At 57.8% G+C, this 14,635-nt stretch carries 12 protein-coding genes; 3 read left to right on the forward strand and 9 right to left on the reverse strand.

The features are described 5' to 3' along the window. Positions 1-280: 280 nt before the first annotated feature. Positions 281-1,594, forward strand: a complete 1,314-nt coding sequence (gene gltP / locus O1724_RS02070; protein ID WP_003860256.1) for a glutamate/aspartate:proton symporter GltP — start codon at positions 281-283, stop codon at positions 1,592-1,594. Positions 1,595-1,677: 83 nt separating this feature from the next. On the opposite strand, the gene O1724_RS02075 is transcribed toward gltP, so the two are convergent. From O1724_RS02075 to fdhF, 3 genes are all read right to left on the reverse strand, one after another. Continuing rightward, positions 1,678-2,352, reverse strand: a complete 675-nt coding sequence (locus O1724_RS02075) for a tetratricopeptide repeat protein (RefSeq protein ID WP_003860254.1) — start codon at positions 2,350-2,352, stop codon at positions 1,678-1,680. Positions 2,353-2,473: 121 nt separating this feature from the next. After that, entirely contained in the window at positions 2,474-2,626 is a 153-nt protein-coding gene (locus O1724_RS02080) for a Hok/Gef family protein (protein ID WP_003860252.1), read from the reverse strand. A gap of 321 nt (positions 2,627-2,947) precedes the next feature. After that, positions 2,948-5,095 carry a formate dehydrogenase subunit alpha gene (fdhF, locus tag O1724_RS02085; RefSeq protein WP_126297471.1) on the reverse strand — a complete coding sequence of 716 codons (2,148 nt, stop codon included), beginning with the start codon at positions 5,093-5,095 and terminating at the stop codon, positions 2,948-2,950. A 256-nt stretch (positions 5,096-5,351) separates the two neighbouring features. Between fdhF and O1724_RS02090 the strand changes: the two genes are divergently transcribed. Then, positions 5,352-6,083 carry a response regulator gene (locus O1724_RS02090; RefSeq protein WP_003860246.1) on the forward strand — a complete coding sequence of 244 codons (732 nt, stop codon included), beginning with the start codon at positions 5,352-5,354 and terminating at the stop codon, positions 6,081-6,083. On the opposite strand, the gene O1724_RS02095 is transcribed toward O1724_RS02090, so the two are convergent. The 6 genes from O1724_RS02095 to O1724_RS02120 are packed head-to-tail and all read right to left on the reverse strand — an operon-like array spanning position 6,065 to position 12,173. Next, positions 6,065-7,084 (reverse strand): carbohydrate kinase family protein, encoded by a 1,020-nt coding sequence (locus tag O1724_RS02095; RefSeq protein ID WP_003860244.1) that lies wholly within the window; start codon positions 7,082-7,084, stop codon positions 6,065-6,067. The two genes, O1724_RS02090 and O1724_RS02095, sit on opposite strands and share 19 nt — an antisense overlap. After that, positions 7,084-7,944 carry a ketose 1,6-bisphosphate aldolase gene (locus O1724_RS02100; protein WP_003860242.1) on the reverse strand — a complete coding sequence of 287 codons (861 nt, stop codon included), beginning with the start codon at positions 7,942-7,944 and terminating at the stop codon, positions 7,084-7,086. The genes O1724_RS02095 and O1724_RS02100 overlap by 1 nt, the downstream gene beginning before the upstream one ends. Before the next feature lie 10 nt (positions 7,945-7,954). Further along, a complete protein-coding gene (locus O1724_RS02105; RefSeq protein ID WP_023315234.1) occupies positions 7,955-8,641 on the reverse strand; it encodes a D-lyxose/D-mannose isomerase in 687 nt (228 codons plus the stop codon). A 49-nt stretch (positions 8,642-8,690) separates the two neighbouring features. After that, positions 8,691-9,632 carry an ABC transporter substrate-binding protein gene (locus O1724_RS02110; RefSeq protein ID WP_003860240.1) on the reverse strand — a complete coding sequence of 314 codons (942 nt, stop codon included), beginning with the start codon at positions 9,630-9,632 and terminating at the stop codon, positions 8,691-8,693. Between the two features lie 28 nt (positions 9,633-9,660). After that, complete coding sequence (locus tag O1724_RS02115; protein WP_003860239.1) at positions 9,661-10,656, reverse strand: ABC transporter permease subunit; 996 nt, start codon at positions 10,654-10,656, stop codon at positions 9,661-9,663. Positions 10,657-10,658: 2 nt separating this feature from the next. Next, entirely contained in the window at positions 10,659-12,173 is a 1,515-nt protein-coding gene (locus O1724_RS02120) for a sugar ABC transporter ATP-binding protein (RefSeq protein ID WP_003860238.1), read from the reverse strand. Between the two features lie 182 nt (positions 12,174-12,355). Between O1724_RS02120 and O1724_RS02125 the strand changes: the two genes are divergently transcribed. Beyond that, positions 12,356-14,635 carry a hybrid sensor histidine kinase/response regulator gene (locus O1724_RS02125; RefSeq protein WP_058659671.1) on the forward strand — a complete coding sequence of 760 codons (2,280 nt, stop codon included), beginning with the start codon at positions 12,356-12,358 and terminating at the stop codon, positions 14,633-14,635.

Here is a 14,635-nt window from a genome sequence, read left to right on the forward strand (position 1 = left end):
GAAATAATTCATCTGAAGAATTATTCACTTTTTTGAGGTGAAAATATTTTGTATAACAAACGGTTATTTATGCGAATTGCTATAAATTACCGACAATGACACTTTTTGCAGTGAAATGCCTTGTTCTTTAAGGCTTGCGCAGCATGCCGTGCAAATGATACTCATACGGCGCGTTAAAAAATCCCATAAACCAACGCAACACAATTCATACCCTTTCAGTATGTCTCCATATTCATGCAGTTTTGATGGTGCGGAGATTTCATTGAGGAAGTCAGTTTCTATGAAAAATTTGAAAGTCAGCCTGGCCTGGCAGATCCTGCTGGCCCTTGTGCTGGGCATCTTGCTGGGCAGTTACCTCCATTATCATAGCGACAGTCGCGAGTGGCTGATTGCGAACCTTCTCTCCCCTGCGGGCGATATCTTTATTCATCTGATCAAGATGATTGTTGTGCCGATTGTGATCTCGACGCTGGTAGTCGGTATCGCGGGTGTTGGTGATGCGAAACAGTTAGGCCGCATCGGCGTTAAAACCATTCTCTATTTCGAAGTGATCACCACGGTTGCCATCGTACTTGGCATCACCCTGGCGAACGTGTTCCAGCCTGGTGCCGGGATCGATATGTCGCAGCTGGCGACGGTGGATATTTCGAAATACCAAAGCACAACCGCCGATGTGCAGAGCCATTCGCATGGGTTGATGGGGACTATTCTCTCGCTGGTACCGACCAACATTATCGCGTCCATGGCGAAGGGCGAGATGCTGCCGATCATCTTCTTCTCGGTACTCTTTGGCCTGGGGCTTTCTTCCCTGCCCGCGACGCACCGTGAACCGCTGGTGACCGTGTTCCGCTCTATCTCCGAAACCATGTTCAAAGTCACCCACATGGTGATGCGTTATGCGCCGGTCGGGGTGTTCGCGCTGATTGCGGTGACCGTAGCGAACTTCGGCTTTGCCTCCCTGTGGCCGCTGGCGAAGCTGGTGATTCTGGTGCACTTCGCGATTCTGTTCTTCGCGCTGGTGGTGCTGGGCATTGTGGCGCGCCTGTGCGGGCTCAGCATCTGGATCCTGATCCGCATCCTGAAGGATGAGCTGATTCTGGCGTACTCCACGGCAAGCTCCGAGAGCGTACTGCCGCGTATCATTGAGAAGATGGAGGCCTACGGTGCGCCGGCGTCCATTACCAGCTTCGTTGTACCGACCGGTTACTCCTTCAATCTGGATGGTTCAACGCTGTATCAGAGTATTGCAGCGATCTTTATCGCGCAGCTGTACGGCATTGACCTGTCGCTGTGGCAGGAAATCGTGCTGGTTCTGACGCTGATGGTGACTTCAAAAGGGATCGCAGGCGTGCCGGGCGTCTCCTTCGTGGTGCTGCTGGCGACGCTGGGCAGCGTCGGTATTCCGCTGGAAGGCCTGGCGTTTATTGCCGGTGTGGACCGTATCCTCGACATGGCGCGTACCGCGCTGAACGTGGTGGGTAATGCGCTGGCGGTGCTGGTAATCGCTAAGTGGGAACACAAGTTCGACCGTAAAAAAGCGCTGGCGTATGAACGCGAGGTACTGGGTCGTTTTGATAAAACGGCTGACCAGTGATGTAAAAAGCCGGGTGGCGGCTTCGTCTTACCCGGCCTACATAAGCCGTAGGCCCGGTAAGCGCAGCGCCACCGGGCAACAATTTACTCCCCGCTCAATGCATCAAACTCTTCACACCCGGTATCAAACCCTTCGGTACAGCTCAGGTTTAACCAGTAAAGCGCTTTCTGCTTATTCGGTGTGATAAAGCCTTTCTCACCCTGCCTGAACAGCATTCCTGCCCAGTACTCCGCATAGCCCGTCCGGGACAGAGCCGAACTCCGCTTGAACCACGATGCGGCCTGCACGTCATCCTGAGGAACTTCAACGCCGTTGGCATAGATCAGCCCCAGCAGCTGTTGCGCGTCTACCGCCGAGTCGCTATCGATGTCTTCGGTCGCCGATTGCAGCAGTGCGATGGCCTGCGGGTAGTCGGTTTTGCCCGCCTGCGTGTTCACCAGCACACGCGCCAGCATGATCGCGCCGCGTTTGCTGCCCGCAATGTTTGCCTGTTGGGCCAGGGCTTTAGCCTGCGCATAGTCACCCTGCGAAAAGTGGATTTGCGACAGCAGCGCCATGGCGTCGACATCACCGCCTTTTGCCGCTTTTTCCGCCCACAGCGCCGCCTGCGCGCTGTCGCCGGAACTGAACCAGGTATCGGCGAGATAATACTGCGCGCGCGCATCGCCCGCTTCAGCCTGCTTTTTATACTGGCTGCCTATCTCATCGGCATGGGCAAACGCGGTTAAAAATAACAACATCAGAAAAAGGATTTTCATGGATTCTTATCATCTGGGTACACGCCGCGCAGTATAATCGCGGCGACAGAAGAAAAAAACGGGTGCGTTAAGACCTCAGCATCCCACAAGCCGGGCGGAACACGCGTTCCGCCCGAAGAGGTTAGCCTGCGTTACAGGCTAATTTCGCCGCCACCTCCTGATGCTCACTCTTTATTGAAAACTCGCAGAGCCTGCCGCGAGTAATAAAGGTAAAGATCACTATCGTCAGGCAAACAATAAAGACGATGCCTAACGCAGTTTTTAATGGCGTCATGCCTTTTACTCCTTGTCAAAAAAAGAATAAGAGGCTACTCTCAACTTGTTGGAGTTGAGGGAGTAGCCTCGGGTAAATGAAAATTTCCCGGGGCTTTCTACTTTCTGTCCCTCAACAATGCTCAAGACAGAAAGTCTTAAGCACCCGCCGCACATCTTATCCCTCTGAATTAAAATGCAAAGATGTAATTCTATTCTGCGTAAATTACATTATTTCTGCGAGCCGCTTTCCAGAATAATAATTTCTATTTCTTATGAATTAATCGGAAATAAAAAGGGAGTGAATATATCACTCCCTTTATTCAACGATAAATTAACGGCTTCAACCCATTGCGCTTTCGCGCAGTCGGGCTTTCAGCTTGTTATATTCGTCGATCACATACTGTTCCGCAGCGTGTTGATCCGCAATGGGCTCCACGTTTACGGCGCAGTATTTATACTCCGGCGTTTTGGTTATCGGGCTTAAGTTCTCGGTCACCAGCTCGTTGCAGGCGCCAATCCACCACTGGTAGGTCATATAGACCGCCCCTTTGTTCGGACGGTCGCTGACCTGCGCGCGGGTAATGATGCGGCCTTTACGCGAATTCACCCACACCAGCGCTTCATCTTCAATACCGAGCCGTTCGGCATCGGCGGTGTTGATCTGCGCGTAACCCGGTTCATCCGCCAGCGCCGCCAGCGCGGCGCAGTTGCCGGTCATGGAACGGCAGGAGTAGTGGCCCACTTCACGCACGGTGGAGAGCACCATCGGATACTCGTCGGTGAGCTTATCGATCGGCGCGACCCAGTCGCAGGTGAAGAACTGCGCCAGCCCGTTCGGGGTGTCGAACTTCTCTTTAAAGAGGTATGACGTCCCCTGATCGGATTCTGACTCATCCCGGCACGGCCACTGGATGTAGCCCAGCTCACCCATTTTTTCATAGGTTGCCCCATAAAAGTCCGGGCACAGATGCCGCAACTCGTCCCAGATCTCCTGGGTGTTGTTGTAGTGCATCGGGTAGCCCATGCGGGTGGCGATTTCGCTGATGATCTGCCAGTCCGTTTTCAGATCCCATTTCGGCTCGACGGCCTTGAAGAAGCGCTGGAAGCCGCGGTCTGCCGCCGTATAGACACCTTCATGCTCGCCCCAGGAGGTCGACGGCAAAATCACATCCGCCGCTGCCGCGGTTTTGGTCATAAAGATATCCTGAACAATCACCAGCTCCAGATCCTCAAAGCCTTTGCGCACTGCGGACAGTTCGGCGTCGGTCTGGAGCGGATCTTCACCCATGATGTAGGCCGCACGCACTTCACCGTGCGCCGCGCGGTGCGGCAGCTCGCTGATGCGATACCCGGTGTGTGCCGGCAGGCTCTCCACGCCCCAGGCCTTCGCAAACTTCTCGCGGTTTTCCGGGAATTTGACGTACTGGTAGCCCGGATAGGTGTCCGGCAGCGCGCCCATATCACACGCACCCTGCACGTTATTCTGACCACGCACCGGGTTCACGCCCACATGCGCTTTACCCAGATTGCCGGTCAGCATGGCGAGGCTGGTGAGCGAGCGCACGGTTTCCACGCCCTGGTAGAACTGGGTCACGCCCATGCCCCAGAGAATGGCGGCGGTTTTTGCCCCGGCATACATTCTGGCCGCCTGACGAATCTCCTGCGCGCTGACGCCGGTTATCGCTTCGACGGATTCAGGCGTATAGCCCTCGACTATTTTCTTATACTCTTCAAAGCCTTCTGTACGGGTCGCGACAAACGCCTGGTCGTACAGGTTCTCCTCAATAATGACGTGCCCCATTGCGTTCAACAGCGCGATGTTTGAACCGTTTTTCAATGCAATGTGCATATCCGCAATGCGCGCGGTTTCAATTTTGCGCGGATCGCAGACGATGATTTTCGCCCCATTCTGTTTAGCGCGAATAACGTGGTTCGCGACGATAGGGTGAGAATCCGCCGGGTTATAACCAAAGATGAAGACGAGATCGGTATTATCTATCTCGTTGATGGCATTACTCATTGCGCCGTTACCGACCGACTGGTGCAGACCTGCAACCGATGGGCCGTGTCAGACGCGAGCGCAGCAGTCGACGTTATTGGTACCAATAACGGCGCGCGCGAATTTTTGCATCACATAGTTGGTTTCATTCCCGGTTCCGCGTGAGGAGCCGGTGGTCTGAATCGCATCCGGGCCATACTTGGCCTTGATGGCGCTGAGGCGCGTGGCGACGTAATCCAGCGCTTCATTCCAGGTGACGGCTTCCAGCTTGCCGCCGCGCTCGCGGCGGATCATAGGGGTTTTCAGGCGCGGGGTGAGGATTTGGGTATCGTTAATAAAATCCCAGCCGTAATATCCTTTCAGGCACAGCGTGCCCTGATTGGTTTTACCCTGCGCCGCTTCCGCCCGGACGATTTTGCCGTTATTGACCACCAGGTGGATCTTGCAACCTGAGGCACAATAAGGGCAAACCGTGACGACTTTTTTCATCACTTTGCTCCAGTTAAACAGTTCTTACCTGCCCAATATGCAGCTTCTATGCCATGTTTTTATTATGGGTATTTCCTGACTTTACGACCCTTTGCGGGGCAAAACCCTGACGAAAAACAGCCAATCGTCAAAATTGACGTGTCGAAAGGGCAGGGGATGTGACATGGATTGAATTTCCGTCACGTAAAAAACAATTCGGCTGGAGCCGGCGGCAGAATGGTTCAGACTTAACATAATTCCCTGACGGAAGCATGCGATGAAACCGGCGATTCTGGTGGTTGACGATGATGTCGCAGTCTGCGAACTGCTACAGGATGTGCTCAGCGAGCACGTCTTTACCGTACTGACGTGTCACTCTGGGCAGGACGCGGTGAACCGTGTCCAGCAGGACTCCGGCATTGCGCTGGTTCTGCTGGACATGATGCTGCCGGATATCAACGGATTACAGGTTTTACTGCAACTGCAAAAGCAGCGACCATCGCTACCGGTGGTAATGCTGACGGGGCTGGGAAGTGAATCAGATGTGGTCGTCGGGCTGGAAATGGGCGCTGATGATTACATCGGAAAACCGTTCAATCCGCGCGTGGTGGTCGCCCGCGTTAAGGCGGTGCTGCGTCGTACCGGCGCGCTGGACGCGGAGCCTGCCGCGCCGCGCGTTGAAGGTATTGCCTTTAACGGCTGGACGCTGGACACCACCCGCTGCGAGCTGAGCGATCCGCAGCGTAATACCGTGCCGTTAACCCAGGGCGAATATGGCCTGCTGCTGGCATTAACGCAAAACGCCCGCCGGGTACTGAGTCGTGAACAGCTGCTGAAGCTGACCCACAGCGAAAGCGCCGAGGTCTTTGACCGCACTATCGACGTGTTGATCATGCGGCTACGGCGAAAAATTGAGGTCAATCCGCACCAGCCTCTGCTGATCAAAACCATTCGCGGTCTGGGCTATGTTTTTGCCACGGACGTTTCCCATCATGAGAAAGCCGCCTGACCGTTCTCCTGAATAAACGCCTGAAGCTCGGCCAGCGTTTTCGCGCCGTCAATCGCATTAGCCGCCAGCAGGCTGGCCCGCGCGCAGGCGTGCGCCAGATAAATACTCTCCGTCAGCGGCAGGGATTCATGGCAGCCGTATAAAAAGCCCGCGCAAAACGCGTCGCCCGCGCCGACGCTGCCGATAATCTCGTCCTGCGTCAGCTTCCACGACGGAACCCATTGCCCTTTTTCACCCGGCGCTTCACCCCATGCCCCTTCCGGACAGTGGATCACCACCCGCTGTCGCACGCCTGCCGCCAGCAGTTGTGTGGCAGCGTCGGCGATATGGGCCATGTTCAGCGCATCATGGCCGTCACGGATCTCAAGCCCGCTAAACTCACCGGCTTCCAGCTCGTTAATCACCAGATAATCAAGATGGCGCAGGGCAGGGAGCACCAGCGGCTGATAGCGCGGATCGCCCTTGCGGGACACCAGATCGAGCGAGGTTTCATACCCCTGATCGCGCATCTGTGCCAGTAACCGCGCGCTGCGGGTGCCAAATTCCTCGTCCGGCATGTCCAGGCTGTCGAGCAGCAGCAGGTAGCCGAGATGGAAGATCTTCAGCGATCCGTCTAAACGATCGAAGGCGGGAAGATCCAGCAGGCGGTTGGCGCCCGGCGAGTGGAAAAAAGTGCGCTGTCCGCTGGGGTCGGTCATCACCTGCGACATCGACGTTGGGGCGAACGTTGTACGCTGCACGCGCTGGCGATTGACGTGATACTGGTCGAGCATCGCCAGAATATAGTCTCCGTCGCTGTCTTCCCCAATCAGCCCCACCGCCTGTAACGGCAGGCCGACGTGCATTTTCGCCAGCGTCAGCAGAACGTTGAGCGGCGCACCGCCGGTTGAGCGCTCACTGTGGGTGATTTCCGCCAGCCAGCCGCGCTCCGGCCACTGTACGATCTGGTGGACGTGATCCACCAGCATGTTGCCTGCGGCGATAATCCCTTTGCGTTCCATTATGCCTGCCCCGCGCTGCCGAAGATGCGCATCTGTTCCGCAACCGTATCGGTAATGGCCTCTTCAATGCCCAGCAGCAGCTCTGCAAATTCATCGTACAGCGGCTGGCGGTTTGCCATGCGCTGCTCAACGGCGGCGAGCGCGGCCTGCGACATGCCGGTATAAAAGTTGATTTTATGAATGCCCAGCTCGATGGCGCGGCGGAAATCAGTATCGCTTATGCCAGAGCCGCCGTGTAAAACCAGCGGCAGGCCCGTCTGCTGTCGAATGGCGTCCAGACGCGGGAAATCAAGCTTCGGCTCGCCCTTGTATTTGCCGTGCGCGTTGCCAATGGCGACCGCCAGCGCGTCGATACCGGTTAAATCGACAAACTCGCGCGCCAGCTGCGGATCGGTGAAGAAGGCTTCATCCGCATGCCCGTAAAGCGCACCCCCTTCATCACCCCCGACCGCGCCCAGCTCCGCCTCTACCGAGACGCCCACCGCATGGCACATCTTCACCACTTCCCGCGTCTGGCGGATATTTTCCTCATAGCTCAGCGTCGAGCCGTCGAACATCACCGAGCTGAACCCTAAGCGCAGGGCGCGCACGACGGCCTCAAAATGCAGCCCGTGGTCGAGGTTAAGCACCACGGGAATATCGTGACGGGCGGCTTCGAACTTCACTGCTTCGACAAGCGACTCCAGAGACACGTACTTAAAATGCACTTCGGCGATGTTGATGATGAACGGCGAGCGTTCCTGTTTCGCGGCGGCAAACAGCGCGCGCAGGAAGTGGGAGTCGAGCACGTTGAACGCGCCCAGGGCGTAGCGGTGTTCCCTGGCGTGGGCCAGACCATCGGCAAGAGAAATCAATGGCATCATTCACTCCTTATATCCGAAACAGGTTGTACTCGTTGCACAGCACCAGCACCGCCGGTTCGTCTTCTTCAATGGTGTTGTAGCGGTCAATGGGCTGTAAAAAGTGGTTGTCGTGTTCATCGTCATTGACCGACGACACTTCGCCCACCAGCACGTCGCCAAAGCCGCGTTCACCCCAGAAACTGTGGTACAGGCCGGGCGTCAGGCAGATGCTCTCCCCTGGTGTGAGGCGCAGCTGGCTGCCGGGCGTGTGCGTCTGCCGACAGCCGTCGACGGTAACGGTCACGTCGGTGTTTTCGGTCTCTTCATGCGCGCCCGCATTCCATAACTCAATAATCAGATTCCCGCCGCCGCGGTTAATGATGTCCTCCCGCTTGCGCCAGTGAAAATGCATCGGCGTCACCTGGCCGTCGCGGACGTGCATGATTTTTTCGGCATAGCACTTTTCATAGGGCACGCCGTTGGGGGAGCCGTTGCGCAGGGTGAACAGCGTTAACCCCTGTGCAGCGAAGTTGTTGCCACCAAATGCCGTCACGTCCCAGCCGAGCCTGAGGTCAAACACCTCCTGCCATGCGGCCTGGTCAAGCTGCTGCCATTTTGTCGGCGGAAAGCTGGCAAAAGGCGGGAGATGCACGTCGTGCATGGAGAAGAACTGCCGCGTATGGCCGAGGATTTCATTGATGTCGGAGCGTTTCATGGGGACTCCTTGAAAACAGTTCCCTCTCCCGGTGGGAGAGGGAAAAGGATCATTTAACCGTCCACCCCTTATACGTGCCGACGTTCTTTTTATCGATCATCGTCACCGGGATCAGCACAGGCTCTTTCGGCGCAGGTTTGCCCTGAAGAATGTCATAGCCGATCTCCACCGCCTTCGCCGCCATCACCTGCGGATCCTGCGCTGGCGTCGCCACAAACAGGGAGTTTTCGCGCTTCAGGGCTTCTTCACCGTCCGGGCTGCCATCCACACCAACGATAAAGAACTCGTTGCGCTGCGCCTGCTTCGCGGCCAGATCGGCGCCGATCGCGGTAGGATCGTTAATCGCGAATACGCCGTCTATCTTCGGATTAGCCGCCAGCAGGGAGGTCATGACCTCCAGCCCGCCTTCACGGCTGCCTTTGGCGTTCTGGTTATCCGAGAGCACTTTGATATCCGGGTGGCGCCTGAACTCGGTCTGGCAGCCCTCCACGCGGTTTTGTACCGCAGAAACCGGCGGCCCGTTGATGATCACCACGTTGCCTTTACCTTTCAGGCGGTCGGTAATGTACTTACAGGCCATCTCACCCGCCTGGGTGTTATCGGAGGTGATGGTCGCATCGGCTCCTTCCGCCGCCACGTCAACCGCCACGACCACGATCCCCGCCTCTTTGGCGCGTTTTACCGCCGGGCCGATCCCTTTGGAATCCGCGGCGTTGAGGATGATCATGTCCACTTTCGCCGCAATGAAGTTATCAATCTGCGACACCTGCTGGCCCAGATCGTACCCGCTGGAGACCAGCGTCACCTTGACGTTGTCCCCCGCCAGCTTGCGCGCTTCCAGCTCGGCACCTTTGGTGATCTGCACGAAGAACGGGTTAGCCAGGTCGCCCACCGTCACGCCGATGGATTTCAGATCTTTTGCCTGCGCAAACGGGGTTGCGGCCAGCAGCGCGCCAGCACAGAGCGCGGTCACTAAGGGCTTCAATCTCATGCTGTATTCCTCACGTAGGGTATTGTTGTTATGCACTTTGATGGTGTCGGGTACGGTATTTGTCGATCAGCACCGCAATGATGATCACCGCCCCTTTGATCACCAGCTGCCAGAAGTAGGAGACGCCCATCAGCGTCATGCCGTTGTTGAGGGTGGCGATGATCAAGGCACCGACCAGCGTGCCGGTGATCGTGCCGATCCCGCCGACGAAGCTGGTGCCGCCGAGGATCACCGCCGCAATTGCATCCAGCTCATACCCCGTGCCGAGGTTGCCATTGGCGCTGTAGAGACGTGAAGCGCTCATGACGCCGCCGAGACCGGAGAGCAGGCCGCTCATGCCGTAGACAAACAGCAGCACCAGCCAGACCTTAATGCCCGTTAAGCGCGCCGCCTGCATATTGCCGCCGACCGCATAGATGTGAACGCCGAGGGTTGTGCGACGCAGAATAAACCAGCACACCACAATCACCGCCAGGGCGATCACAACCAGCCAGGGGATCGGGCCGAGGTAGTTATTGCCGATCCACTCGAAGTTGATGTTGGAGTTAATGACCGTCGTGCCGTCCGCCAGCAGGTAGGCCGCGCCGCGCAGCGCCGTGTAGGTGCCGAGCGTGACGATAAATGGCGGAAGTCCGGCGAAGGCCACCAGCGCGCCGTTGAACAGCCCCAGTACCATACCGAGCATTAGCGCCGCCGGAATGGAGAGCATCGCAAATTCAGGGATAAGCGAGACCACCATCGCCGCCACCGCCGTGGTGCCCAGAATCGAGCCCACGGAGAGGTCAATCCCGCCGGTCAGGATGATGAAGGTCATCCCGGCCGCCAGAACAATGTTGATCGACGCCTGCCGGGTAATATTGAGCAGGTTACTTTCTGTGAAAAAGTTCGGAGCGATAAAGCCAAATACAGCCACAATCAGGATTAAAATCGGCAAAATGCCGATCGTTTGCATCAGATCGCTCATCAGCATTTTTTTGGCAGAGGCGGATTTCGCCACCTGCTGCGGATGGGTTGGAGTTGTCATAATTACACCGCCTGATGATGTGTGTCGTTCACGCCGGTTGCCAGCGTCATGATGTTTTCCTGAGAGATGTCGCGCCCGTGCAGTTCACCCGCAATGCTGCCTTCCCGCATCACGTACACCCGGTCGCTCATTCCTACTACTTCCGGCAGCTCGCTGGAGATCATCAGGATCGCCACCCCTTTGCGCGCCATCTGGTTCATGATGCGGTAGATCTCGCTTTTTGCCCCGACGTCCACGCCGCGCGTGGGTTCGTCCAGAATCAGAATGCGCGGGCCTATCGCCACCCAGCGGGAGATCAGCAGTTTTTGCTGGTTGCCGCCGGAGAGCCCGCCTGCGCGCACCTGAGAATGCGGCACGCGGATATTGAGCAGGGCGATGGCGTCATCGGAAATAGACTGCGCTTTTTTGCGGTTCAGCCAGCCGAAGGTGGCGTCGCGCTCCAGCGTCGCCATGGTGATGTTCTCCTGCGCCGCCAGCTCCAGAAATAGCCCCTGCTCCTTGCGGTTCTCGGTGAGAAAACCGATGCCGTTCTCAATGGCCGCGCGCGGGGAGTGGATCACCACCGGTTCGCCGTCCACCTCAATCATGCCGCCGGTGGCTTTGCGCACGCCGAAGATCAGCTGCGCCAGCTCAGAACGCCCGGCGCCGACCAGCCCTGCCAGCCCGACGATTTCACCGGAGCGCACCTGCAAACTGCACGGCTGCACTTTTTTGCCATCCGTGAGGTGATGCACGTTCAGACGCGGGCTGCCGAGCGGAATATCGCGCTCTTTGTTAAACAGGTCGCTTAACGGACGACCCACCATCATGCGCACCAGCTCGGAGGCGTTGAGCTTGTCGCGCGTCAGGCTGCCGACGTATTGCCCGTCGCGTAGCACGCTGACGCGATCGGAAAGCTCATACACTTCCGCCATGCGGTGGCTGATGTAGATAATCGCCATCCCTTCATCGCGCAGGCGCAAAATCAGTTCGAACAGACGGTGGGTTTCGCGTGAGGAGAGGGCGGCGGTAGGTTCGTCCATCACCAGAATGCGGCTGTTGCGGTGCAGCGCGCGGGCGATCTCCACCTGCTGTTGCTCGGCGATGGTCAGTTTCATGACCAGGTCGGTGGCGCTGAACTGCGCGCCCAGACGGTCAATGACCGCCTGGGCCTGGGCAGCCATCTCTTTGCGCTGGACCAGCCCGCCGCGCGACAGCTCGCTACCGAGAAAAATGTTTTCCGCCACGGTCAGGTTAGGAGCAAGCTGCATCTCCTGATAAATCAGGGTAATTCCTGCGGCCAGCGCATCCTTCGGCCCTTTGATGTGAAACGGCTGACCGTCGATGAGGATGTCGCCGCTGCTGGCGGTATAGGCGCCTGCGAGGATCTTCATCAGCGTGCTCTTTCCGGCGCCGTTTTCCCCCATCAGCGCGTGGATCTCACCGGGGAAAACCGTCAAATCCACGCCCTTGAGCGCGTGGAAATTGCCAAAGGTTTTGGCAATGTGGCGCATCTCTAAAACCGGGGTTCTGCTCATGGCGGATCTCCTGTGAATGTCGATATCTGCACTTCATCACAGGCGCGTAAATGCAAAATGTCAGAAGCTGTTCATATTTGTCATAGTTATGAATAGCTAATCGCCATCACATTTTCCTTTTCCCTCTCCCTGTGGGAAGAGGGCCAGGGTGAGGGCACCAAACCGCAGAGGAGCCCAAACCCATGCCATCACGCCCCCCGTTCTTCACCAGCGCCCGCGGTCGCCTGCTGATATTTAACCTGCTGGTGGTGGCGGTAACGCTGATGGTCAGCGGCGTGGCGGTGCTCGGCTTTCGTCATGCCAGCCAGATCCAGGAGCAGGTGCAGCAGCAAACGCTGGATGACATGACCGGCAGCATGAACCTCGCGCGCGACACGGCCAATGTGGCAACGGCGGCGGTGCGGCTGTCGCAGGTGGTCGGTGCGCTGGAGTACAAAGGCGAAGCTGAGCGGCTTAAACAGACGCAAATGGCGCTGCGCCACTCGCTGGAGCAGCTTGCCGATGCGCCGCTGGCGCAGCAGGAGCCGGCGCTGGTGACGCGTATTATTCGCAGGAGCAATGAGTTACAGCAGAGCGTGACGGGAATGCTGGAGCGCGGGCAAAAACGGCATCTGGAGCGTAACGCGCTGCTCAGCGCGCTGTATCAAAGCCAAAGCTACCTGCGTCATTTGCAGGATATCAACCGTCGTTACGCGAGCAATGTGCCAGACGCCCGGCAGCTTGCAGAGATGGACAGGCTGATCGTTGCCGCCATTGATACCCCTTCACCGCGCGCCACGGTGCAGCAGCTGGATGCAGTAACCGCGATGTTACCCGCGAGCGCCCTGCAACCGGTGGTCAACCTGGTGCTCCCGGATTTTAATGATGAGCTGCGCAAGCTCGCGCCACTGTCGAAGCAGCTGGAAGAGAGCGATCTGTCCATCAGCTGGTACATGTTCCACATCAAGGCGCTGGTAGCGATATTAAACCGCGACATCAATCAGTACGTTGAACAGGTGGCGCAGGCCTCCCGGCTGCGTACCGCCCAAAGTCACCAGGAGCTGCGCTCCATCAGCGTGTTTATCAGCGTTTTCGCGGTGCTGGCGCTGATCATCACCGGCTGCGCCTGCTGGTATATTTATCGCAATCTGGGCTCCAACCTGACGGCTATCTCAAGGGCAATGTCGCGTCTCGCTCACGGAGAGCAGAATGTGTCGGTGCCCGCACTACAGCGGCGTGATGAGCTGGGGGAACTGGCGCGCGCGTTTAACGTTTTTGCACGCAATACCGCTTCGCTGGAGCACACCACGCGGCTGCTTAAGGAGAAGACCTCGCAGATGGAGGTCGACCGCATCGAACGTCAGGGGCTGGAGGAGGCGCTGCTGCACAGCCAGAAAATGAAGGCGGTCGGGCAACTGACGGGCGGTCTGGCGCATGATTTTAATAACCTGCTGGCGGTGATTATCGGCAGTCTGGAGCTGACCGATTCAGCGTCACCGGACGCGCCGCGCATCACTCGTGCGCTCAAAGCCGCGGAACGCGGGGCCATGCTCACCCAGCGTCTGCTGGCCTTCTCGCGCAAGCAATCCCTGCAACCCCATGCGGTAGAGATGAAGCCGCTGCTGGAGAACCTGAGCGAGCTGATGCGGCACTCCCTTCCCGCCACGCTGACGCTGGATATTGAAGCGCAAACCCCGGCCTGGCCCGCATGGATTGACGTCAGCCAGCTGGAAAACGCCATTATCAACCTGGTGATGAACGCCCGTGATGCAATGGAGGGGCAAAACGGTGTGATTAAAATCCGCACCTGGAACCAGCGTGTGACCCGCAGCGACGGGCGCAGGCAGGATATGGTCGCGCTGGAGGTGATTGACCACGGCTGTGGGATGTCGCAGGAGGTGAAATCGCAGGTCTTTGAACCGTTCTTCACCACCAAACAGACCGGCAGCGGCAGCGGATTAGGGCTGTCGATGGTGTACGGCTTTGTGCGTCAGTCCGGGGGGCGCGTTGAGATCGAAAGCGCGCCGGGGCAGGGAACCACCGTGCGGCTCCAGCTGCCGCGCTCGACGCTGCCCGCGTTCTCCAATGATGCCGCGCTGGCGACCACGGCCCCGACAGAAAGTGAGCTGCTTGTGCTGGTCCTGGAAGATGAGGCGGGCGTGCGGCAGACCCTGTGTGAGCAACTGCACCAGCTTGGCTACCTGACGCTCGAAGCCGAAAACGGCGAGCAGGCGCTGAACATGCTGGACGCATCACCGGATATCGGCATGTTTATCAGCGACCTGATGCTGCCGGGCGGCCTGAGCGGTGCGGAGGTGATCGGCCATGTACGCAGCCACTATCCGCAGTTGCCGGTGCTGCTGATCAGCGGGCAGGATTTGCGCCCGGCGCATAACCCACAGCTGCCGGACGTTCAGTTACTGCGAAAACCGTTCACCCGCGCACAGCTGGCGCAGGCGCTGCGCAAGGTGATGGTAATTTGA

It is taken from the genome of Enterobacter cloacae complex sp. HYC074_NIDB (assembly GCF_056673345.1).